The sequence below is a fragment of the Fimbriimonadaceae bacterium genome (assembly GCA_023957775.1).
Taxonomy (GTDB): Bacteria; Armatimonadota; Fimbriimonadia; order Fimbriimonadales; family Fimbriimonadaceae; genus JAMLGR01.
Window position 1 is genome coordinate 1 of sequence record JAMLGR010000003.1, and the last position, 21480, is coordinate 21480.

Here is a 21480-nt window from a genome sequence, read left to right on the forward strand (position 1 = left end):
ACGCAAGTGGGAAGGGCCTGCCACGCTGTTTCCCGAGTATGCCGACGTCAGGCAGGCGGCGAAATTCGCGGCGCTGCGTGGTACGGTGGCCGCCTGCGAGGGGCGCGCTGCGGACGCGATCGCCGATGCGGATCGCCTCTTCGCGATGGCTGGACACCTCCGCGAGGAGCCGACCAACTTGGGAGCCTTGGTGGCGGAGTCGATCGAGAGGATCGCTCTGCAGCACGTCGGCGAGTGGTCCTTCATCCGCCGGGACGAACCCGCCTACGCTCAGGCATTGGACCGTTTGGTGCGAGCGTTGCCTCCTCCCGATCTGAAACGGGAGCACCGCGGGGACCTGTACGGAGTCCTGTCGTTGATCGAGCTCTGCTCCACGCCGAAAGGGCGTGCCGATCTGGGGCTCAAGGAAGAGGACCTCCCGAGCGGCCCTGAGCAGATCTTCACACGCCTCCTCAGCCCCAGCAAGTCGAGGATCAAAATCGTTCAGTCGTTCCGAAGATCGTGGGCGGTCCTCGACCAGCCATCGAAGGAGAGGGACCCAATCCTCGAGGACGCCCGCCAGGAATTCTTCCAGGCGTTGGTCGCCTTTCCGACGGCGGCGAGGATCTACCATGCGCTCGTTGCGGACACCGAGTTCACGATCGGCCGTGAGGAGGGGTGGCAGGCGCGCCGGCAGCAGTACCTGGCCCTGGCCCTTGCGCTGCGGAGCCCCGTGATTCCACCCTCGATCGACACAAGGAGGTGGCCAAGTCCGTTCGACGGCAAGCCGATGGCCTACCGCTTCGACGGGAAGCAGATTCAGATCGAAGTGAGTGGCCTTGAGGGGTCGACCGGGGTGCCTTCGATCCTCAAAGTGCCGCCTGATTGGGGTTTGGATCCCGCCGGGGAGCAAGCGGGATCACCCGCCCCGGCCGGCCGATAGCGGGGGCGGGGTGCCACGCGCGCTGGACGGACGTGTCCGGAAGGAGTGAAAGCGCGGATGAATCCGCGCAGTCCCATGGGCTAGCCCGCTAGGATTTCGCCTTGACGCTGGAACACGCCGTGGACGTACTCGGCGATCAGCACGCGCTGTTCGTGGCTGTCGGGGGCGAACTTGAATCCGCTCGTGTAGAGGTCGGAGTCCTTCACGGGTCGGCAGTACCGCACCTGGCCGCGCAAGGAGAGCGGTGTGCCGCCGTCCTGTCCGATCTCGAGCATGCAGATCTCGCTCACGGGCAACTGGTCCTTCGAACGAAGCTGGACGCCGCCGAGCCCGATGTCCACCAACATGGCGCGGTACGGTTCCTCGCGACCCTCTTGGTAGAGCAGGGCGCACTCCATGAATTCAAAGCGCGCGTAGTGTCTCAGGTCCGAATGTGCGTTGTCGTTCAAAGATCCACCCTCGTCGTCGGTGCCGCACGTGCGGCATCTCTTCTAAGATGATCGGAAGGTCGCCCGGGAATCTTAAACGACGGTCCCCAAAAACGGCATCCGCGCAAAAAAAGGCGCCCTTTCGAGAAAAGGCGCCCTTGGTGGTTCGAACCGGCGATCTACTTCTTGGGAGCGGAAGTGATCAGCACGTGTCCGGTCTTGGCGTCGAATTCGATCTCGACGTCCAGGCTGTCGCGAAGGAAGCTCAGGGGAACGATCGTGCGGCCCCGCTCGAGGAACGGCGCGATCTCCATGCTGACCGGCAGGTTGTTGATGTGCGCGACCGTGTCGCCGATGTGGACGACGATCGTGCGGCCGTTCGCTTCGGCGGTCATCACCTTGGCGATGTTCTCCCAGGCGACCTTGCCGTCCGCGGCCTCGAGGAGGTGGCGGATCGGAGCGAGGGGGATGCCGTTCTCGACGCGCGGCTGCACGTCGAACTCGACGTACTTCGAGTCCATCAGAATTGCGTAGGTGCCGATGTTGGGCACCCGATCACCCTTGGCGAGTCGAAGGAGGCCGACCCCGGCCTTGGCCGTCGTGGCGACCGACGTGCTCGGGGAACTCACATCGATCTTGGTCGCGACTTTGGATGTCACGACCGGCGGGGCCGTCCGGGCCACCTTCTCGGGGACCGTCGGCACGACCTTGGGCGCAACTTTCTCGACCGGTTTCGCTGGAGGAGCGGCCACGCGCTGGCCCGTTGGGGTGAGGCTCTTCGCCCCGGTCGCGATGGCGTTTTCGACCTGGATGGGTTTGGTGCCCGCGGCCGCTGCCGGCTTGACTTCGACGGGGTTCGCGCTCGTGAGGGGCTCGGTGGTCGGCACCTTGGGCGATCCTGGATTGCCGAGCACGGCCTTGCCCGGTTCGACGGTGGGTTTGATCGTCCCCGGATTGCCGGCGACGGGGAGGACCTTGTTTTCGGAGGTCGTGCCTTCGACCTTCTCCTCGGTCTTGCGGACCGTGCGGCCGCCGGGATTGTTCACGAAGACGCGGATCTTCTTGGTCTTGAGCGTATTGCTGGAATCGTCCACGACCCAAGCCTCGAGCTCGTGCCAGCCGTTGGCGTCCCGCTGGGTGTCCCACAAATAGCTGTAAGGCGGCACGTTCGTCATCGACTTGAACTGGTTGTCGATGAAGAAGCTCACGTACATGTTGCGGATGGACCGACCGAATCCGACCTTGATCTCGACGGGGCCTTGGACCGTGGAGCCCATCTTCGGCGCGGAGACGAAGACCGGCGACTGCGATCCGTCGTCGGCGCTGATCGTCGTCCGCTCGGTGCCCACGACCTTGCCGGCCTTGTCGAACAGCCGCACCTCGACTTGGTTGTCGCCCAGGTTCAGGGCGCTCAGGTCGAGCGTGAAGTTCGTTTCGCCGCTGCTGCTTCCAGAGTTCAGCGTCCTCGTGCCGTAGCTCACGCCATTGACGCGGAGCTCGGCAAGGGCCGCCGATGCCCCCGTGTACCGAATGGTCAACGTCGGGCTGTTGAGCGCCCGGTCGATCAGAATCGTCGCGTCGTAAATGAACGCGTTGGCCACCATGCACGCAGCAAACGCGCCTGCGACAGCAAGCAGCTTAGTCCAGCAATGTTTCATCGTCACTCCAATCCACGCCCATCCGTCGATGGGACCCTCCGTCTTGCCTATTCTCACACTTTGGCGTGTGAAAGTCAACCTCGCCCGTCGCCGCTCCCTGAAGGACGGATGGGAGGCGGGTAACGAGTGCTGGACGCGACGGAGCCCGGTTGAAGTTCGGGGGATGGTTCGACAGGTATCGTGGCCGCAAGAACGATGTTCACAGGCCTCTTGATCGCTTTCGCCCTGACGCAGGTGCCGACCGAATTGCAGAACTACCTCGCGCTTCCCGCCCCCGAGTTTCGATGGACGGTCGTGCGCCGCGACGGCGACCGGACGGATCTCTCCGTGCTGTCGCATGCGTGGCATGGCCACACGATGCGCCACGGCGTGAGCGTCCTCCGTCCTTCGAAGGACGACCACCCGGGCGTGGCGATGCTGATCGTGACCGGGGGAGACGTCAACGAGAAGGACGTTGCGGAGGCGCGGACCCTCGCCCGGGAATCGGGCATGGTCGTCGCCACGGTGTTCGATATTCCCAACCAGCCCCTGTTTGGCGAACGCGAGGACGGCCTCATCGCGACGACGTTCGTCAAGTTCCTGGAGACGGGCGATGCCACGTGGCCGCTGCTGTTCCCGATGGTCAAGGGCACCCTCCACGCGATGGATGCAGTGGAGCAGTGGAGCGAAACCGGCCGGCCGGCGCTTCGCAAGTTCGTTGTGACCGGGGCGAGCAAACGCGGTTGGACGAGCTGGCTGGTCGGCGCCAGCGGCGATCCGCGCGTGATCGGGATCGCGCCGGAGGTGTACGACAACCTCGACATCCTGCCTCAGATGAAGCACCAGGTCGAGGCGTTCGGCGGCTATTCGGAGCGGATCGGCGACTACACGAGCAAGGATCTGATCGCAACGCTGGAAACCGAGGCGGGTCAGAAGCTGGCCCGCATGGTGGATCCGTTGAGTTACGTCTCGAAGATCTCGATTCCCGTCCTTCTGGTGACGGGCACGAACGACCCCTATTGGCCGGCCGATGCGATGAGCCTCTACTGGAACAAGTTGCCGATGCCGAAGTGGGCGCGCATCTTGCCCAACAACGGCCACACGTTCCAAGACAAAGATTTGGAGCACGCCGCGCTCGCCGCGTTCGCCCGCTCCTGCGCAGGCGAGTTCGCGATGCCCTCCGTGGCCTGGGACCTGAAGATCGACGGCGAGGCTGCGGTGGCCTCGTTCGACGTGGACGGCCAGGGGATGGTGGCGTGCCGGATCTGGACGGCGGGCAGCGCGTCGCAGGACTTCCGCGCTTCGGTCTGGAAGGAGGCCGCAAAGGTCCAAGTCGACCCTCCGTCGACCGAGTCGGGCAAGAGCCGCCCCGCGATCCGCTTCGTGCTGCCCGCCGAGCCCTGGAAGGCGATCCTCGCCGAGGTTTCCTACCGGCGGGCCGGGCGGACGTTCAGCGTGTGCCTGCCGGTCCGGGTGGTCGGGCCGGGGGCTTAGTCCTTGGTCCTTCGTCCTTCGTCCTTAGGCCTTGGGCCTTGGGCCTTGGGCCTTGGGTGTTGGGCCTTGGGTGTTGGGCCTTGGTGTCGTTCCGCTTCCCGGTCATCCCGAGCGAAGTCGAGGGATCTGGAGGTCGGATCCGAGCGTGATCGGAGTGGTTGCTGCGATCCCGGGAGCCCTGCACAACCGGTTCCCTCGACAAGCTCGGGATGACGGGAGGGCCCGGGATGTCGGGAGGGCCCGGGATGTCGGGAGGGCCCGGGATGACGGGAGGGCCCGGGATGACGGGAGGGCCCGGGATGACGGGAGGGCCGGGATGACCGAGGAGGATCTCCGCGCCTCCGCGCCTCCGCGCCTCTGCGTGAGACCTTTTGGGGACCGTCTCCGCGCCTCCGCGCCTAGCGCGCGGGGGGTGCGCCGGTCTCGGCGACCACGGTGGACCCGATCCCGCCCCGCACGTTGAACTCCCCTGTGACCCGCATCCACCTGGGCGAGCACGCGGCGCCCAGCTCGTCGAGGATGCGGTTGACCACGGCTTCGTAGAAGATCCCCTCGTTCCGGAACCCGTAGTAGTACAGCTTGAGGGCCTTGAGTTCGAGGCACAGGGCGTCGGGGACGTACTCAAGGGTGATCGTGGCGAAATCCGGCTGGCCCGTTTTGGGGCAGACGCTGGTGAACTCGGGGCAGACGTGCGTGATGCGGTAGTCCCGCTGCGGCGCCGGGTTGGGGAAGGTCTCGACCATGGGCTACATCTTGTGGATCGCGTGGCCCGCCGCGTCCTCGTACGCCTCGAGCATCGCTTCGCCGAGGGTGGGGTGCGCGTGGATCGTGTCGGTCATCGCCTCGACCGTCGCCTCGAGCTTGATCGCGGCGGCGGCGGCGGCCACGAGGTCGGTCACGTGCGGGCCGATCATGTGCACCCCGAGCACCTCGCCGTACTTCTTCTCGGCGACGACCTTGATGAACCCATCCTTTTCGTCGATCGCCATGGCCTTGCCGAAGATCTGGAATCGGGATTTCCCGATGACCACATCGTAGCCCTGAGCCTCCGCCTCGCTCTGCGTGAGACCGACGGAGGCGACTTCGGGAATCGTGTAGACGCAGTTCGGGACGACCTTGTAGTCCATCTTCCGCTCCTCGCCGCGGACCGCGTTGGTCACCGCGACGATGCCCTCCATCGAGGCGACGTGGGCGAGCTGGATCCTTCCGGTGACGTCGCCGATCGCGTAGACGTTCGGGCAGTGCGTGCGCAGCGAGTCGTCCGCGACCTCCACCCCGCGCCGGTGGAGCTTGACGCCGATCTTCTCAAGGTTCATGCCGTCGGTGTTGGCCTTGCGTCCCACCCCGAGCAGCACGACTTCGACCTCGACGATCTCGGTCTTGGTGCCTTGCTTGACGTGGCACTTCCAGCCGCCCTTGGCCTTCTCGCACTTCTCAAGAGTCGCTCCGGTCTGGATTTTGATCCCCTGTCGTCCCAGAAGCTTGGCAAGCTCGGTTCCCAGGTCGGCGTCCATCGTGGGGATGAGGCTGGGCATCATCTCGACGACCGTCGTCTCGGTTCCCAGACCGTTGAAGACGTAGGCGAACTCGGTTCCGACCGCACCGCCTCCCAGGATCAGCATGCTCTTGGGCACGAAGGGGGCGGTGACCGCCTCGTCGGACGTCCAGACGTTCTCCTTCACGCCGCCTTTCAAGCCCGGGATGTCGAGGTGGATGACCGACGAGCCCATGGCGAGAATGAAGTTCTTCGCCCGGATCTTCTCCTTCTTGCCGTCCTTGGTCACCTCGACCGTGTGCGGATCCACGAACGAGGCGAAGCCCTCGACGTGGCGCACCCCGTTCTTCTTGAAGAGCAGACCGATGCCTCCGCGCTGCGCCTGGACGATCTTGTCCTTGCGCGCCATCATCTTCTTGAAATCCATGCCGGCCTCGCCGCCAACGTCGATCCCCAGGTTGCCTGCGTGCTTGACGTGCTGGAGGCGTTCGACCGAGGCGATCATCGCCTTCGACGGGATGCAGCCCCAGTTCAGGCACGTGCCGCCCAGATACTCCTTTTCGACGCAAACGACCTTCGCCCCCATCTGGGCGGCTCGGATCGCGGCGACGTAGCCGCCCGGGCCGGCTCCGATCACGATCAGGTCAGCATCGAAGTTGTCGCTAGGCATGGTCTGGGGTTGCTCCTTGGATCCGGGAATCTCGGAAATCTGCTCGATGATCGACCCGAAAGCGTTCGGAGCCGTGGAGGCGGCTCCGGGGCCGTTGACCGTGGGGCTGCCCTCGTTCGTCATCGTCGCTTGGCGCGGGACTCCGCGCGGAACCAGTGTACCTTCGGCGCCCGTGCTATAAAGGGTCCATGGCGGAGCGACTGTGGGCGCCTTGGCGCCTGACCTATATCGAGAAGGCGACCCCGAGCGGCGAGTGCATTTTCGTCGATCTTCCGACGCTGGATGCCGATCGGGAGAACCTCATCCTCCACCGCGGTCGGCACGCCTTCGTGATGCTCAACGCCTTTCCCTACACGAACGGCCACCTGATGGTCGCGCCGTTCAAGCACACGTCTTCGATGGGCGAGCTCGACGACGCCGAGCTGCTGGAAATCAACCAGCTCGTCGCCAAGTGCCTGCGGTGGATCGAAGAGGCGTACGCTCCGGACGGATTCAACATCGGCGTCAACCTCGGCTCGGCGGCGGGCGCGGGCATTCCCACCCACATCCACTGGCACATCGTGCCGCGTTGGACCGGGGACACCAACTTCATGTCGGTCGTGGGCGAGGTCCGCGTCTTGCCGCAGAGCTTGGAAGAGAGCTACGACCGGCTTCGCGCGATCGTCGAGCGCGAGGAAGCGGGGGCGTGATGCCCGGCGCGACGCTGGACGAGGTTCGCGCGGGGTGCCTCGCGTGCCGCGCGTGCGATCTCGCCGAAAGACGCCGCACCGTGGTCTTTGGCGAGGGAGACCCCGCCTCCCCGTTGGTCTTGGTGGGCGAGGGGCCTGGAGACACCGAGGACGCGACGGGGCGGCCGTTCGTGGGGCGTGCGGGACAGCTTCTCGACAGGGCTCTGGCCGATGCGGGCCTGGCGCGCGAAACCGTGTACATCACCAACACCGTGAAGTGCCGCGCGTGCGACTGGTCGACCGGTCGGCCGGTCAACCGTCCGCCGACGGAGGGGGAGACGGCGAACTGCCGTCGCTGGCTGGTGCCTCAGCTCGCGTCGATCGCCCCCGAGATGATCCTGTGCATCGGGGCTCCAAGCGCCAAGAACCTGATTCGAAAGGAGTTCAAGATCACCCGCGAGCGGGGGAAGTACTTCCCCTGCGAGTTCGCCCGAGCGGCGATGGCCACGCTGCACCCCGCCTACATCCTGCGCAATGCCGGAGCGTCCTCGGACGGGGGCTACAGCCTGCTCGTGCAGGACATCGCCCGGGCATGGGAGGCCGCGAATCGGCTCCGGGAGAAGGCAACGGCAAGAGCCGCAGAGCAACTGCGGCTTCTGTGACGTCCGTGGGCCAAGCGGCACGCCCATCGAGCGGGTGTGGCACCCTTGGACCCTTGCTCTTCGCCGGTCACCCTTGACAGCACGCCCGTCGCGCGGGCGTGGCACCTCGCTCCGGCCGCCCTCTCGGGCCAGCGGATCCGCAAGCCCGTCGAGCGGGCGTGGCAGTGCTCTTTCGACCGCCCTGGATCAGACGACCCCTTCGGGAAACCAGAGAGCAAGCTCGCGGGCGGCGGCCTCCGGGTCGCTGCTGGAGTGGGTGAGATTGTCGTCGATCGAAAGGGCGAGGTCCCCTCGGATCGTTCCGGGTGTGGCCTCGATCGGGTTCGTGGCTCCCATCATCGCCCGGATCGCCTTGACGGCGTTGGTGCCGCGCACGGCCATGGCCACGACCGGTCCGCTCGTGAGGTAGTCGCACACGTCCTTGAAAAACGGGCGCTCGCGGTGCTCGGCGTAGTGCTGCTCCACCACGGGGCGCTCGGCGCGGATCAGCTTGAGGCCGACGAGGGTCAGGTCGCGCGCTTCGATGCGCCGGGTGATTTCACCGATGAGGTTGCGGGAAACCCCGCCGGGCTTGATCAGAACGAGAGTCGTTTCCATGCGTGTTCGTAGGTTCTCCAGAGGGTGGGAATAGCACTCAGGATACCCCCGGGGAACCACCGAACGACGACTCGGCCGCTACTGGCTGAGCATCTCGCGCAACCGACGCCGCTGCGCGAGGGCGCGCAACTTCTTGATGGCCTGGACCTCGATCTGTCGGATGCGTTCGCGCGACAGTTTCATCTCCTTGGCGAGCTCCTCCTGGACCAGGGGCTCGGAGTTTCCGTCCAGTCGAAACCGGAGCCGCATCACGCGCTGCTCGCGTTCGTTCAGCTCGAGAAGAATCCGCTGCAGTTCGAGCATCACCTCTTTGGTGAGCACCATCGATTCGGGGTCGCCGCCATTCTCGTCCTTCAAGAGGCCGCCAAGGGTCATCCCGCCGCTGTCGCCGACCGTCATGTCCAGGCTGAGCAGCTCCTGCGAGGATTGGATGAGCGACATCAATTTCTTGGAGCTGATGCCCATCGCCCGCGCGAGCTGTTCGGACGACGGCTCGTGGCCGAGGTCTCCCGCAAGCCGGATGCGCTCCTTCTCGATCTTCCGCAAGGATTGCGAGACGTGGGCGGGCAGGCGAATGGCTTTCGACTTGTTGTCGATGGCGCGCCCGATCGCCTGGCGGATCCAGTGCGTGGCGTAAGTGGAAAAACGGAATCCCTTCTCCGGATCGAACCGCTCGGCGGCCTGCATCAACCCGATCGCGCCTTCTTGAATGAGGTCTTCGAGGGCGATGGCTCGGTTGCGGTAGGCCTTGGCGATATTGATCACCAGCCGCATGTTGGACTCGATCAGCCGCTTGCGGGCGGAGGCCCCTCGCTCGGCGACGCGCGCAAGGACCTCTGGGGTGACCTGCGCGGGGCAACCGAATTCGCGCAGGTCGGGATGTTTGAGCAGGCGCAACAACTCGTCGTGGCGTCCTTTGGCGACCATCTCGCCTGCCTGGACCAGACGCGTGAAGCTGCCCTCCTCCTCGGGGGTGAGGAGCGGGGCTTGGGTCAAGCGGCCCAAGTAGCTTGGAATCCCGTCTTCGTAGTCCATCAATCAGTCCGTCGCACGCTTTCGAGGACCTCGCGAAACCCAACGGTGCCGAGGACCCATGCGCAAGATAACGGAGCAAGCATCATGCCAAATCCCAACCGACTTCCCGGTGGTTTCTCCCACTTCTAGCTGACGCTCAAAGGAAAGCGATTGTTTCCCACCCGGGCCGGCGAGCCGACAGTTCAATCAAATGTACGGGCAGTTTACCTGCCTATATCCCGGTGCCGGAGCCCGTTCTCCTGGGTATCGTCGGCATGGATGAACGAGGCGCAGTTCTTGGCGAGCCGCGAGGCGGGTTGGTCCATGCTCCAGCGGCTTTGCGACCGCGCGGACGTGAGTCCGGCCAACCTCACGACCGGGGAGCTCCGGGAGCTTGTCCGGCTGTACCGGCAGGTTTCGCGCGATCTCGCGCTCGCTCGGACCCACTCGGTGAACGTCGACCTGATCGCCCATTTGAACAGCCTTTGCGCACGGGCGTACAGTCAGCTCTACCGCACCCCGCGCAAGCCGTTCGGGGCCGCGCTTGGCGCGGCGCTGGCCTCCGCTGCGCAAACCGTTCGCCGGCGCGCGTGGTTCGTCGCGGCAAGCGCCACGATCTTCGTTGCCGGGGTTCTATTTGCAGCGTGGGCGCTCCGCTCGGTACCCGAGGCGCGCGTCCACCTGATCCCGCCGATGATGGAGCCGGTCTTCGCCCAGTGGAAGAGCGGGCAGTTCGAGGAGCGATCGGCCTCGGAGGCCATTGCGATGTCCGGCTTCTACAGCTCCAACAACCCCTTCGTCGCCATTCTCTCGGGTGCGATCGCGGCGGCGACGTTTGGCGTCGGGACCGCGGAGCGGCTGTTCTCGAACGGCTTGATCCTGGGCTCGTTGGCGAGCGAAATGGCGGGCGTCGGGAAACTCGGCCACCTGCTGGTCTCCATCGCCCCGCACGGCGTGACGGAGATCAGCGGACTCGTCCTTTCGGGCGCCGGGGGGCTTGCGCTCGGCTGGGCGCTGATCGCCCCAGGGAGGCGCAGCCGCGGCGATGCGCTTCGCGAAGCGGGCCACGACGCGATCGTGCTGTTGGCAACCTCCGTGGTTCTGATGTTCATCGCGGCGCCGATTGAAGGGTTCTTCAGTTTCAACCCGTCGGTGCCCGGGTGGGCCAAGGTCGCGCTCGCGCTGGCCAGCGCGGCGGGATGGGCGGTCTTCTGGACGGGCTATGGCCGAGAGATCGAGGAGGCGCCGCTCAGCCAGAGACCGCCAGGGCGAGCATGAGCGTCAGTCCGTTGTGCACCGCGTGCATGACGATGGCGGGGACGAGCGACTTGGTCTGATAGGTCAGCAGGGCGGCCATCGCGCCGACGCCTGCGAGCGCGGGCCACGCGGGAATTCCGGTCGGGTGAATCGAGGCGAAGACCAGGCTGGTCAGGAGGATTCCCGAGGGGACGTGCTTGAACGCCGCGCTGATCGCGGGCAGCAGCGTGCCTCGAAAGACGCTCTCCTCCACGATCGGGGCGACCACGGAAGCCGCGAACAAGGTCGCCAGGATCGTCGCGAGGGAAGGGTTGTTCATCAGCTCGACCGAGGTCGGGTGCTCGGGCGGAGGAAGAAACCGGAACATCGTCACGCCGAGGATTCCGAGGATCAGCACGACGGGAAGGTTGGCCAAGGCGCCGGCCACGCCCCACATCACGTTCTTCCCCAATTCGGTCCCTCGAACGCCAATCCGCCTGAACGTGATTCGGCTCCCGTCGACGGGAACGAGGGTGAGGAGGACGACCATCACAAGCAGGGCCAGCGCGTAGGTGACGCCGGCGGCCCATTTCGGAAGCCCCGTGGCCTCGCCTCCCAGCAGGTACGAGAGGGCGACCATGCCCAACAGCACCTGCGCCGCGCGCATGGCGTGACGATCCGAGTCGCGCGGCGTGAGCTGCCCGACGGGATGGCCGAGCGGCTTGAGGCGCCCGTTCGCACGTGCCACGAAGTAGGCGGGCCAAAGAAGGAGCCCGAAGAGCATGCCGAATGCCCCTACGGCTCCGGCTGTGAGGAGAAGGGCGGCCTTCCCGGCGGAGAGGAGTTCGCCGCGGGGGTCCTTGACCCCGGCCCGTTCGCGCGCATGGGCGCGGGCGAGTTTGAGGAGGAAATTCGACCCGGACAGCGCTTTCTCGACCGCCGCGAGTTGCTCGGAATCGAGTTTTTTGGAGCCGTAGATCGTGGCAAAGGCTTTGTTTTCGGGCGTGGGGACCGCCTTGATGGCTTGGAGGTCCCCGGGGACGATCTCCTTGCCGGTTTCGGTTCGCATCGCGACGTAGAGCTTGGCGGCCTCGGCGTTCTTGGTCCGCAGCGGGGCGAGGTCCGAGATGGCGTTCTCGAGCGCCTCGTCTCCCGGGTTCTTCTCGAGCTGCTTGTTCGGAACGGCGAGCACCTCGCCGACTTTGCGAAGCGCCTCGCGCTGGCGCACGCCCATTTCGAGGACGGTCTCGTACGGTTTGAGATCGTGGTCGTCGGGGGTCGATCGGCTGAGGTACTGCTCCAGTTGAGCAAGAACGAGGAAGGAGACGACGGCGATCAGCAGCGCCCACCCGAGCCGGTTGCGCTTTTCAGGTTCGGGGAGATCGAAGGTGGGAAGAGTCACGGGTCCGGAGAGCGGTCGTCGGGTTGGTGGAGATGGCTCGCTGCGGCTTCGCGAACACGGCCTACGGACGACTCGGGTTCGCGCAACGAGTCCCAGTTTGTCATAACGCGAGGGCCGACGGCGCGCGGGGCGACGTCGCCCGGCGATGAAAACGGAACCCTTTGTGCGCGGATCGGCTTCTAGGAGATGTGGATTGGCCGTGGATCGTGGGTTTTCTCGTCGCGTACTTGGGCTGGCAGTTTTGGCTGGGACCCAAGCTGGGCGTGCCCACCTGAATGTCCAGCGCCCCGACGTGATCGTCGGGTTCCAGCTCGAAGTCTTCGAGCGATGAACACTCCCCCAAGGCCTAAGGCCCAAGGCCCAAGGCCCAAGGACCAACTTGGGGCGGATGATGGGGATCGAACCCACGACCTCCTCAGCCACAGTGAGGCGTTCTAGCCACTGAACTACACCCGCCGCGAGGCTCTGATTGTGGCGTTTGCCGGGCGGGGAAGTCAAGTTGCGGGGAACCGGGAGACGGGAATCGGGAGACGGGAATCGGGAACCGGGAGACGGGAATCGGGAATCGGGAATCGGGAGACGGGAATCGGGAATCGGGAATCGGGAATCGGGAGTCGGGAGTCGGGAATCGGGAGGCGGGAGCGCGCGCAACCGGGTAAACCGCTGCCGTGGTTCGCGTGTGCATCGCACTGGGATCGAACGTTGGGGATCGTGCGTTGCACCTGCAGCGTGCCGTGGCGGCGTTGGCCTTGGAGCTTCGCCTGTTGCGCGGCAGCCCGGTTTACGAGACCGCTCCGATGTACGTCGAGGACCAGCCCGTCTTCTTCAATGCCGCTTTGCTCGCCGAGACCGCACTGGGTCCTCTGGCGCTCCTCCGTCTTCTGAAGCGGACCGAGGCCGAAGTGGGGCGGACCCCTCGGGAGCGGAACGGGCCGCGGGAGATCGACCTCGACCTCATCGCCTACGGCGCGCTCGCGTACCGGTTCGTCGACCGTGGTCGAACCGTGCTGGAGATCCCGCATCCCCGCCTCGCTGAGCGGCTCTTCGTGTTGCAGCCGATGCTGGATCTCGACCCCGCGTGGCATCTCCCGGGCCTCGGATCGGTGCGATCCGCCATCGACGCCGCCGAAACCGACCCGCAATCCGTCCGAAAGCTGGACCATGTCGTTCTTTCGCTATAGCGCGCGCGATGCGCAGGGCAAGATCCTCGAAGGCACGATCGAGGCTCCCGACGTACGCGAGGCGTCGAGGCTGCTGGTCGATCGCGGTTACCGCGTGGACCACATCCAGCCCTCGGGTGCGGCCACGCGCGTGCCGGTCGATGCGGTGCCGGACGGACCGACGATCCGCACGAAGCGCGCGACGGACAAGGACCGGTTTCTCCTGTTTTCGCAACTGGCGTCGCTGCTGCGCAGCGGCGTCAATCCGCACCAGGCCTGCGAGACGCTCGCCCGCAGGACCCGCCACTCGGGGATGCAGCGCGCGTGCCAGGACGTGGCGACGTCGGCGCGCGAAGGGGCTCCGATCAGCTCGGTGCTGGAACGCTATCCCTACCTGTTCCCGCCCCACGTCGTCGGGATCGTGCGGGCGGGCGAGGCCGCGGGCTTTCTTCCGGAGGCGTGCGAGCGGATTGCGGACCAGGCCGAGTCCAGCCACAAGTTCGGCCGGGCGATGTGGATGGCCACGGCCGTGTTCCTCCACGCGCTCCTGATCATCCCCGGCGCGTGGCTTGCCACGCGCGGGGTCTCCACCGCGTGGGACAAGATCGACGCCTCGGGCGGCGCCGGGGGCGCGGCCGGCGGTCTGCGCCTGATGCTCGACTCGATGATCGAGCGCCTTCGTTGGCCGGTGGGTCCGATCACGCTCGGTGTGTACGTGCTCCTCTGGTTGGGGTGGCTGGTCTGGAAGTCGATGCCGCTGCGCCCGCTCCGCCATCGGATGGGGCTGCAGTGGGTGGCCTACGGGCCCCGCGCCCGGCAAGAAGGGCTCGCCATCTTCGCGTGGGCCCTGTCCCGGATTTCGAACGCTGGGATCGCGCCCCAGGCGGCGTGGCGGATGGCGGTCGACTGCGTCCCGAATCTCGAGCTTCAGGAGAGGATTCGCGACGCCGGCAGCCGGCTGCGGGAGAACCAGCCGATGTCCGAGGCGTTCTTCGAGAGTCGGCTCTTCCCCGAGGAGTACGCGCCCATGATGGCGACGGGGGAGCAGACGGGCGATATCCCCGGAACGTTGTCCCGCCTGGCCGAGGCGGGGCGCAGCGAGTTTGAGTCCGCGACGGGGAAGGCCAAGTGGCGGACGGGGTGTTGGAGCTCCCTCGGCTGCTTCGTCGCTTCGGCCGTGGTCTTCGCGCTCTTCATCTACATGTGGCTTTACGAGATTCCCAACAAGGTCTTGCCGGGATTCTCCGACTAGTGTTGAGCACCAACGGCGGGGTTTCGACGTCTTTGTTACCAGGCGCCGGATCGGCGCCTGGACCTTGCCATGCCGATCTTTGAATACCAGGCCCGCGACGAGCGGGGGCAGGACGTGCGGGGGACGCTGCACAGCAGCTCGCTCTCGGCCGCTGCGGAGGATTTGGCCAAGCGGGGGTTCGAGGTCGAGCACGTGGGAATCGCCCAGGGGCTCGACGATCCCGTGCCGCGCGAGTTCGCGGGCCGTTCGGAGGCGGCGAGTCCGCCCGAAACTCCCGCCCGGGAGCGGTCGCCCTCGGTTCAGCCCGAGATCGACCGCACCACCCAGCAGCGCTCCTACATGCAGACGCACGTGGTGGGGCAACTCGTGGGCCGGGTCCCGCTCGCGCAGCAGCTCTTCTTCTTCCGCCAGTTGGGCACCATGCTCAACGCCGGCGTGAGCATCATCCAGTCGCTGGACACGCTGGCCGGACAGGCGCGCGACCCCCGGCTCGCGCGCATCGTGCGGGAGCTCGCCCACCACGCGCGCGAGGGTCGGCCGCTCAGCGTGGGCATGCAGCGCTACCCCGAAGTGTTTTCGCCCCTCATGCTCAGCTTGATCCGCGCGGGCGAGGAGGGCGGCATGCTCGAGGGCTCGGTCAAGCAGATCGCGGAGTATCTCGAGCGCGAGATCGAACTGCGCAACCTCATGCGCCGCGTCACGATCTACCCGAAACTGGTCGTCGGCGCATCGATCGTCATCGTGCTGGCCACGAACTCGATCATCGCTTCGCTGGGCAAGAGCGGGGGATTGAGTTCGCCGCTCACGCAACCGGCTACCTGGTTCGTGCTCGGTCCGCTGCTCGTCGCGATCTACCTTTTCGTGCGTTTGGGGTTGCCCAACCCGCGGATCAAATACAACTACGATCAGGTGGTCCTTTCGATACCCGGACTGGGCAACACGGTCAAGCAGCTCTGCATGGCGAAGTTCGGACGGGCGTTCGGTGCGCTCTACTCCGGCGGGGTGCCCGTGCCCAAGGCCACCCAACTGGCCGCCGACGCCTGTGGCAACGAGTACCTGCGCGCGAGGATCTACCCCGCTGCCAAGCGTCTCGAAGAGGGTTCGGGGATCACCGAGACGTTCCGAGCCACCGGCGCGTTTTCACCCATCGTGTTGGACATGACGCACACGGGGGAGACCACCGGCAACCTCGATGCGATGCTGCAGAAGATGGCCGAGTTCTACGAGGACGAGGCGCAGACGCGCTCGGTGCAGTTCGCCTACGCGTTCGGCATCCTGGCATTATTGCTGGTTGCCGCCTATGTGGGTTACGTGGTGGTCACGTTTTATGTAGGCTATTTCAGCGGGATCACCAAGGCCGCCGGATGAGAGCGTCGGTCCTCGTGGCACCGCGAGCATTCAATTCCACCAGGTTGTCGGAGAAACCCGGTATTTATAACGGCGAACCCATTTCCGACCGAGGATAAGGGTGTCGCATACTGAAATGGGAGGCCCGTTGGCAAGTACCAACGGCGGATCATGGCGAAACGATCGCACTACGACGTGCTTGGGGTGTCGCGCAACTTCTCGTCGACGGAGTTGCGCTCCGCTTATCGTCGCCAGGTCTTACAGTATCACCCCGACCGGTCGAAGGCGCCCGACGCCGTAGAGCGGTTCATCGCGGTCACCGCGGCCTACGAAGTGCTGAGCGATCCGGCTCGCCGCGCCAGCTACGATCGGTTGATCGCGGTCGAGGGAGGGCAGGCGGCGGTTCGGGTGGGGCCGCAGCAGCGAGAGCGCCAACCTGCCGGCCAGCGGGCGCGCGGGGGCGCGAAGGTGCGCGAGAAGCCCGACTTCGACCATCTCACGCGGCTTTTCGCCACTGGCAGGTACGCGGACGCCGAGCGTCTGGCTCGGGGCCTCATCAAGGCGCACCCCAAGAATCCGGTGCCGTATGCGGTTTTGGGCGACGTGCTTCGCGGGCGCAACGACCTCGAGGGCGCGGCTCGCATGTACGCCTACGCGTACCAGATGGAGCCGCGGAACGCGGTCTACGCCCGTCGCCACGAGGAGCTCATGGACAAACTGGCGCGGCGCGGTTCTCCCGTGGGGTTCGGCCACCACCCGGTGGGATCGTTGCTGATCGCCCTCGTGATCACCGTGCTGTTGGCCACGTACCTCGCCGTGAGCAAGGAGCCCGCGCTGCTGCCCATGTTCAGTTGGGTTTCCACGTGGACCCTCGGACTCGTGATGTCCTTGTTCATCGCCGGTTTGGTGTGCGGCGCGGCGCTTTCGCACGCAGAACTCCTCGACCGATTCCAGGCGGCGATCTCGGCCTCTGCCGGCCGGCCGTCGCCGACCGTGGCCCTCGCGTTCGTGGCGGCGGTGAATTTCTGGGCGGCCGGCGCGATGTACGTGGCGATCGGCCAATCTCAGAACGCCTACCAGTACTCGACGTCCCGCCTCGTGGGTGGCACGGCGATGGCCACGGTCCTACTTGCGCTTGCCGCGGCCATGGGAGAACACGTCGATCCTCTCCAAACGTTGCTTTGGGGCGGGAACCTCGTGTATCTCGGCGCGGTTTCGGGCTGGATGGTGGCGGACTCGTTGCGCGGCTAGAAGGGTGCCGCCTGCCCGTCTTTCCGTGAGCACGAAAGGGCCTACATTTCGGCGCTCCCTTGTCTGGGTTTGCGCCCGGTGCCAAGTGCCATAATGAGGGCCGACCCCCGGCACGCTTGGCCGGGGCTTAAGGAGTTTCCATCGAATGAAGGTAAGCATTATCGGCGGCGGCGGCCGCGTGGGTTCGGACGCTGCGTTTGCGATGCAGCTGGGCGGGATCGTGCGCGAGATCGCGCTGATCGACATGAACCAGGACATGGCCGCGGGCGAGGCGCTCGACCTGCGCCACGGCGCCGCTCTCACCGCAAGCCAGACATTTACCAGCGGAGGGTACGAGGTCGCCGACGGCAGCGACTGCGTCGTGATCACGGCGGGCCTTCGCCGCAAGCCCGACGAGAGCCGGCTCGAACTGATCAATCGCAACGTGGGACTGTTCAAGCAGATCCTCGATTCCCTCAAGGGCGCGAAGCTCGCCTCGGGCGCCACGATCTTGGTCGTGTCGAATCCCGTGGACATCCTCACCCAGCTCGCCGTCCAGAGCGGCATCGTCCCGTCCAGCCAGGTGCTGGGGCTGGGGACCGTGCTGGACACGTGCCGGTTCCGCTCGCTGCTCGCCGACCACTTCCACGTCGGCGCTCGCGACGTGCACGCGCTGATCCTTGGCGAACATGGGGATTCGATGGTGCCCATCTGGTCGTCGGCGACCGTCAACGGCGTGTCGATCCAGAGCCTTCCGGGCTACACGGAGGAGGAGGTGAAGGGCGTGTTCGAGTTCACGAAGAAGTCCGGAGCCGAAGTGATCCGCCTCAAGGGCGGCGCGGGCCGCGCCGTGGGCGTCTCGATTGCCGAGGTGGTCCACGCGATGGCGCTGGACTCGGGCGCGATCCTGCCCGTGAGTTCGCACCAAGAGGGCAAACTCGGCATCTCCGGCGTGTGTCTCTCCCTGCCCACGCAGGTGGTCCGCAACGGGGTGGGAAGCGTCCTGGAGCCTGTGGTCAGCGACGAGGAGCGGGAGGGTCTGCACAAGTCCGCCCAGAGCCTCAAAGACGTGTTGGCGCAACTGGGGTGAGAGTCTGGGAGTGCGCGCAGTGAAGGCTCCGGGTGCCACGCCCGCTGGACGGGCGTGAGTTCAAGGTTGTAGCTGAAAGCCCCCGCACACCCGCCAAGCGGGCGTGGCACCCAGGGTTTTGCGACTGTCTCTTCATCGGCGCTTTGAGGTGCCTGAGGTTCAAAGCGCGGATGAAGTCCCCTGGGTTAGCCGGCGAGGCTTTCCGCATCGGGTGCCAGCGCCACGGTGAGCTCCCTGCCCAACAGGGGGCCGTCGAATTCGCTGAGGTGGGCGTGGCCGATCGAGGGCGTCTGGACCAACCGCGTGAGGTAGCTGGCCAGCTCGCTCGCCTCGTCGCGCGTCAACGTGATCTCCACGTCGCTCAGCGTGCTTCCTGATTCGTAGTCCCAGATCTTCATCGGCCCACTCCTTTGCGCCGGAGCTCATAAGGCTTGAACGCCCTGGAGAGCGCCAAGGTCACCCGGGTGGGTCGAAAGTCTGGGCGGCTACCAGCGGATGAGGTTGGCGCCCCACGTCAGTCCCGCGCCGAAGCCCACCGTCATCACGACGTCGCCCCGTTTGAGACGGCCGGATTGCTCGGCCTCGTAGAGCGCCAGGGGGATCGATCCGCCGCTCGTGTTTCCGTAGCGGTCCACGTTGACGAAGACCTTCTCATCGGGCAGCTCGAGCCTCTTGGCAGCCGATTCGATGATTCGGAGGTTGGCCTGGTGGGGCACGAACAGGTCGATCTCGGAGACGCTCATCTTCGCCTCGTCCAGCACGCGCGTGCACGCGTCGCCCATCGCGCCGACCGCGAACCGGTACACCTCGGCGCCCGCCATGTAGATGTACTGACGGACGTCCTTCGTGCTCGCGTGGGCCGTCGGGTGCTTGGATCCGCCGACCTGGAGATCGATGTGCCCGGCGCCGGCGCCGTCGGCATAGAGCACGGTCTTGATCAGCCCGCGGTCTGTGTTCTCCTCGGCGCGGAGAACCACGGCCCCGCTTCCGTCTCCAAAGAGGACGCACGTGGCCCGGTCCGACCAATCGACGAACTTCGAGAGGGCATCGACCCCGATGACGAGAGCCGTGTCCGCGTGCCCGGCTTCGAGCATTGAGGCCCCCACCGAGAGCGAGTAGATGAACCCTGCGCACGCGGCTCCCAAGTCGAACGCTCCGGCCCGCTTCGCCCCCAGCCGCTCCTGGATCAGACAGGCGGTCGACGGGAACAGCATGTCGCCCGTGACCGTCCCGCAAATCACGATGTCGATCTCCATCGGGTCGATGCCCGACTTGGCCACGGCCTCGCTCGCCGCGCCGTAGCCGAGGTCGCTCGTCGTTTGGTCGGGAGTGCAGACCCGTCGCTCGCGGATGCCCGTCCGCTGGCGAATCCACTCGTCGTTCGTATCGACGACCTTCGCGAGGTCGTCGTTCGTGATGATCTGATCGGGAACCTTGTGTCCGATCGCCTGGACCACCGCCCGTCTAGCCACCTGCTTGCTCCTGTCCCATCGCGTCTTGCTGGACCTTAGCACGGATGGACTCGACAAGGTCCGTGTCGATTGCCTTTTGCGCCAGCAGAAGCGCGTTGGCGATCGCCTTCGCGTTGCTGCGTCCGTGGCCGATGATGCAAAGCCCGTTAAGCCCGAGGAGGGGCGAGCCGCCGTACTCGGCGTAGTCCATCTGCTTCTTGAGGGGAAGGAGGACCTTGCGCAGCGGCAGGTAGGCGAGCCGGATCATCTTGTTCGTGGGGACCTGGTCTTTGATCACCTGCAGAATGAGCTCGGCGACGCCCTCGCTGGTCTTCAACACGATGTTCCCGACGAACGCATCGCACACGACGACGTCGCACGGTTTGCTGTACATGTCCTTGCCCTCGATGTTCCCGGCAAACCAGGGATAGCGGGCCAGAAGTTGGTGGGCCTGTTTGGCGAACGCGTTGCCCTTCCCGGGTTCCTCACCGATGTTCAGGAGATGTACTTTGGGGCGGGACCGGCCCATGATCTTTTCGGCGTAGGCGCGCCCCATCTCGGCGAACTCGACCAAGTGCTCGGGGTCCACGTCCGGACTGGCGCCCGCATCGAGAAGCAGAAACTGGCCGTGCCGGTTGGGGATCGTGCTGGCGATGGCCGGCCGGTGGATGCCGGGAAGCTGCCGCCAGCTCAGAAGCGAAGCGGCGGTGGCCGCTCCCGTGTTGCCGGCGGAAACGAACGCTTGGCCACGCCCGATCTTCACGAGTTCGACGCCCACGGCCATCGACGAGTCCTTCTTGCTGCGAAGGGCCTCGAGCGGCTTGTCGTGCATCTCGATGACTTGGGAGGCGGGGTGGATCTCGATGTTGGTGGGACAGGGCGTGGGAAGCTCTGCCTGGATGCGGGCGGGATCTCCGACGAGCACGATCGAGTGGTGGATCTTTGGCGCCGCCTGAACCGCGCCCGAGACGATTTCACGGGGCGCGTGGTCGCCTCCCATGGCGTCGAGGATGATGCTCACGGGCCGGCGTCCTCGTCGGGCTCGAGCAGCTCCGAGAGCTTGGCGAACGCTCCCGTAGCGGGGGCCGAACGATCCCTCGCCTTGGCTTCTCGGGCTTGTTCGGCCGGACACGGCTCCTCCCACCCGTGGGGGCAGAGCGGCTGGAGCGGCAGGCTCAACAGCACCCCCTGGCGAAGCAGGGCCTCCACCATCAGGGTGTTGCCCTCGAACATGGCCTCGGGCTCGTCGGACGTCACCCGCGCAAAATCCTGCGAGCTGTAGCTGCTGGGCACGCCTTCGACGGGAAACTGCTCGTCCATCTCGAAGGCGACGTCCTTCTCCAACGGCTCGCCGCAACGGGCGCACTCGACCACGGCGCGGGTTCGAAATGTTCCCTTGATCAGGAGGAGGTTGCCCGTGCTGACCGCATCGAGGGTGCCTTCGAGCGGAGAAACAAGGTCGAGTTCGCCTTCTTCCTGAAGTTCCGTGGAAATATCGACCTCAAGCCTTCTTCCAGGGTGTTGAAGCACATCGTTGAGATCGAGGAGGTCGTCCCGCTTCATGTGGTGGATGCTGATTCTACCCGTGGCCGGGTCCGCCGGCTCCACGTCCCGTTCCGTAAGATTTCGGGGAAGGGCAAACTATCCGCGACTCTGCGCCGTCGTTACAACGGCAGGGACAATACTTGCTATACTAACGCGCGGCAACGTCCGTGTGCCGATACG

Annotated in this window: 21 protein-coding genes and 1 tRNA gene; 10 read left to right on the top strand and 12 right to left on the bottom strand. The window is 65.8% G+C overall.

The window, feature by feature from the left end; genetic code table 11:
* The coding region (locus M9921_02980; protein ID MCO5295798.1) for a hypothetical protein at positions 1-922 on the top strand (922 nt) is incomplete at its 5' end.
* 80 nt (positions 923-1002) lie between these two features.
* On the opposite strand, the gene M9921_02985 is transcribed toward M9921_02980, so the two are convergent.
* A complete protein-coding gene (locus tag M9921_02985) occupies positions 1003-1371 on the bottom strand; it encodes a PilZ domain-containing protein (GenBank protein MCO5295799.1) in 369 nt (122 codons plus the stop codon).
* Positions 1372-1529: 158 nt separating this feature from the next.
* Positions 1530-3008, bottom strand: coding sequence for a stalk domain-containing protein (locus M9921_02990; protein MCO5295800.1), 1479 nt, complete (start codon positions 3006-3008; stop codon positions 1530-1532).
* A 180-nt stretch (positions 3009-3188) separates the two neighbouring features.
* Here M9921_02990 and M9921_02995 point away from each other — a divergent pair, with 180 nt between their 5' ends.
* Positions 3189-4481 carry a PhoPQ-activated pathogenicity-related family protein gene (locus tag M9921_02995; GenBank protein MCO5295801.1) on the top strand — a complete coding sequence of 431 codons (1293 nt, stop codon included), beginning with the start codon at positions 3189-3191 and terminating at the stop codon, positions 4479-4481.
* A 398-nt stretch (positions 4482-4879) separates the two neighbouring features.
* Here M9921_02995 and queF read toward each other — a convergent pair whose 3' ends face one another.
* The gene (queF, locus tag M9921_03000) at positions 4880-5224 is read right to left on the bottom strand and encodes a preQ(1) synthase (GenBank protein ID MCO5295802.1); all 345 of its coding nucleotides are present in this window, start codon (positions 5222-5224) and stop codon (positions 4880-4882) included.
* Positions 5225-5227: 3 nt separating this feature from the next.
* Positions 5228-6769, bottom strand: a complete 1542-nt coding sequence (gene lpdA, locus M9921_03005) for a dihydrolipoyl dehydrogenase (GenBank protein MCO5295803.1) — start codon at positions 6767-6769, stop codon at positions 5228-5230.
* A 65-nt stretch (positions 6770-6834) separates the two neighbouring features.
* On the opposite strand from lpdA, the gene M9921_03010 reads away from it, so the two are divergent.
* A complete protein-coding gene (locus M9921_03010) occupies positions 6835-7335 on the top strand; it encodes an HIT domain-containing protein (protein MCO5295804.1) in 501 nt (166 codons plus the stop codon).
* Positions 7335-7976, top strand: coding sequence for a uracil-DNA glycosylase (locus M9921_03015; protein MCO5295805.1), 642 nt, complete (start codon positions 7335-7337; stop codon positions 7974-7976). Before M9921_03010 ends, M9921_03015 begins: the two co-directional genes overlap by 1 nt.
* A 186-nt stretch (positions 7977-8162) precedes the next feature.
* Here the strand turns inward: M9921_03015 and ndk are convergent, their stop codons facing one another.
* Positions 8163-8573 carry a nucleoside-diphosphate kinase gene (gene ndk, locus M9921_03020; protein MCO5295806.1) on the bottom strand — a complete coding sequence of 137 codons (411 nt, stop codon included), beginning with the start codon at positions 8571-8573 and terminating at the stop codon, positions 8163-8165.
* Between the two features lie 78 nt (positions 8574-8651).
* Positions 8652-9608, bottom strand: a complete 957-nt coding sequence (locus M9921_03025) for a sigma-70 family RNA polymerase sigma factor (protein ID MCO5295807.1) — start codon at positions 9606-9608, stop codon at positions 8652-8654.
* A 258-nt stretch (positions 9609-9866) separates the two neighbouring features.
* On the opposite strand from M9921_03025, the gene M9921_03030 reads away from it, so the two are divergent.
* Positions 9867-10865 carry a stage II sporulation protein M gene (locus M9921_03030; GenBank protein ID MCO5295808.1) on the top strand — a complete coding sequence of 333 codons (999 nt, stop codon included), beginning with the start codon at positions 9867-9869 and terminating at the stop codon, positions 10863-10865.
* On the opposite strand, the gene M9921_03035 is transcribed toward M9921_03030, so the two are convergent.
* Both M9921_03035 and M9921_03040 read right to left on the bottom strand, forming a co-directional pair.
* Positions 10837-12225, bottom strand: coding sequence for a CPBP family intramembrane metalloprotease (locus tag M9921_03035; protein ID MCO5295809.1), 1389 nt, complete (start codon positions 12223-12225; stop codon positions 10837-10839). The two genes, M9921_03030 and M9921_03035, sit on opposite strands and share 29 nt — an antisense overlap.
* Before the next feature lie 380 nt (positions 12226-12605).
* Positions 12606-12681, bottom strand: a tRNA-His gene (locus M9921_03040).
* A 212-nt stretch (positions 12682-12893) separates the two neighbouring features.
* Here M9921_03040 and folK point away from each other — a divergent pair.
* The 5 genes from folK to M9921_03065 all read left to right on the top strand — a co-directional run bounded on the left by folK (position 12894) and on the right by M9921_03065 (position 18304).
* Entirely contained in the window at positions 12894-13406 is a 513-nt protein-coding gene (gene folK, locus M9921_03045; protein ID MCO5295810.1) for a 2-amino-4-hydroxy-6-hydroxymethyldihydropteridine diphosphokinase, read from the top strand.
* Entirely contained in the window at positions 13387-14637 is a 1251-nt protein-coding gene (locus tag M9921_03050) for a type II secretion system F family protein (GenBank protein ID MCO5295811.1), read from the top strand. The genes folK and M9921_03050 overlap by 20 nt, the downstream gene beginning before the upstream one ends.
* A gap of 69 nt (positions 14638-14706) precedes the next feature.
* Positions 14707-16005: a type II secretion system F family protein gene (locus tag M9921_03055; GenBank protein MCO5295812.1), complete on the top strand. Its 1299-nt coding sequence runs from the start codon at positions 14707-14709 to the stop codon at positions 16003-16005.
* A gap of 150 nt (positions 16006-16155) precedes the next feature.
* Positions 16156-17235, top strand: a complete 1080-nt coding sequence (locus M9921_03060) for a J domain-containing protein (GenBank protein MCO5295813.1) — start codon at positions 16156-16158, stop codon at positions 17233-17235.
* Between the two features lie 145 nt (positions 17236-17380).
* A complete protein-coding gene (locus tag M9921_03065) occupies positions 17381-18304 on the top strand; it encodes a lactate/malate dehydrogenase family protein (protein MCO5295814.1) in 924 nt (307 codons plus the stop codon).
* Positions 18305-18489: 185 nt separating this feature from the next.
* Here M9921_03065 and M9921_03070 read toward each other — a convergent pair whose 3' ends face one another.
* The 4 genes from M9921_03070 to M9921_03085 all read right to left on the bottom strand — a co-directional run bounded on the left by M9921_03070 (position 18490) and on the right by M9921_03085 (position 21318).
* Positions 18490-18702 carry a hypothetical protein gene (locus M9921_03070; GenBank protein MCO5295815.1) on the bottom strand — a complete coding sequence of 71 codons (213 nt, stop codon included), beginning with the start codon at positions 18700-18702 and terminating at the stop codon, positions 18490-18492.
* Positions 18703-18789: 87 nt separating this feature from the next.
* Entirely contained in the window at positions 18790-19776 is a 987-nt protein-coding gene (locus tag M9921_03075; protein MCO5295816.1) for a ketoacyl-ACP synthase III, read from the bottom strand.
* Complete coding sequence (gene plsX / locus M9921_03080) at positions 19769-20776, bottom strand: phosphate acyltransferase PlsX (protein ID MCO5295817.1); 1008 nt, start codon at positions 20774-20776, stop codon at positions 19769-19771. Before plsX ends, M9921_03075 begins: the two co-directional genes overlap by 8 nt.
* Complete coding sequence (locus tag M9921_03085) at positions 20773-21318, bottom strand: DUF177 domain-containing protein (protein ID MCO5295818.1); 546 nt, start codon at positions 21316-21318, stop codon at positions 20773-20775. The genes plsX and M9921_03085 overlap by 4 nt, the downstream gene beginning before the upstream one ends.
* Positions 21319-21480: the final 162 nt, after the last annotated feature.

What these genes read in the sequence shown, in the direction of transcription:
- M9921_02990 (MCO5295800.1), bottom strand. Translation starts at nt 3,008, where the DNA reads ATGAAACATTGCTGGACTAAGCTGCTTGCTGTCGCAGGCGCGTTTGCT.
- queF (MCO5295802.1), bottom strand. Translation starts at nt 5,224, where the DNA reads ATGGTCGAGACCTTCCCCAACCCGGCGCCGCAGCGGGACTACCGCATC.
- lpdA (MCO5295803.1), bottom strand. Translation starts at nt 6,769, where the DNA reads ATGACGAACGAGGGCAGCCCCACGGTCAACGGCCCCGGAGCCGCCTCC.
- M9921_03010 (MCO5295804.1), top strand. Translation starts at nt 6,835, where the DNA reads ATGGCGGAGCGACTGTGGGCGCCTTGGCGCCTGACCTATATCGAGAAG.
- M9921_03015 (MCO5295805.1), top strand. Translation starts at nt 7,335, where the DNA reads ATGCCCGGCGCGACGCTGGACGAGGTTCGCGCGGGGTGCCTCGCGTGC.
- ndk (MCO5295806.1), bottom strand. Translation starts at nt 8,573, where the DNA reads ATGGAAACGACTCTCGTTCTGATCAAGCCCGGCGGGGTTTCCCGCAAC.
- M9921_03025 (MCO5295807.1), bottom strand. Translation starts at nt 9,608, where the DNA reads ATGGACTACGAAGACGGGATTCCAAGCTACTTGGGCCGCTTGACCCAA.
- M9921_03030 (MCO5295808.1), top strand. Translation starts at nt 9,867, where the DNA reads ATGAACGAGGCGCAGTTCTTGGCGAGCCGCGAGGCGGGTTGGTCCATG.
- M9921_03050 (MCO5295811.1), top strand. Translation starts at nt 13,387, where the DNA reads ATGTCGTTCTTTCGCTATAGCGCGCGCGATGCGCAGGGCAAGATCCTC.
- M9921_03055 (MCO5295812.1), top strand. Translation starts at nt 14,707, where the DNA reads ATGCCGATCTTTGAATACCAGGCCCGCGACGAGCGGGGGCAGGACGTG.
- M9921_03060 (MCO5295813.1), top strand. Translation starts at nt 16,156, where the DNA reads ATGGCGAAACGATCGCACTACGACGTGCTTGGGGTGTCGCGCAACTTC.
- M9921_03065 (MCO5295814.1), top strand. Translation starts at nt 17,381, where the DNA reads ATGAAGGTAAGCATTATCGGCGGCGGCGGCCGCGTGGGTTCGGACGCT.
- M9921_03070 (MCO5295815.1), bottom strand. Translation starts at nt 18,702, where the DNA reads ATGAAGATCTGGGACTACGAATCAGGAAGCACGCTGAGCGACGTGGAG.
- M9921_03085 (MCO5295818.1), bottom strand. Translation starts at nt 21,318, where the DNA reads ATGAAGCGGGACGACCTCCTCGATCTCAACGATGTGCTTCAACACCCT.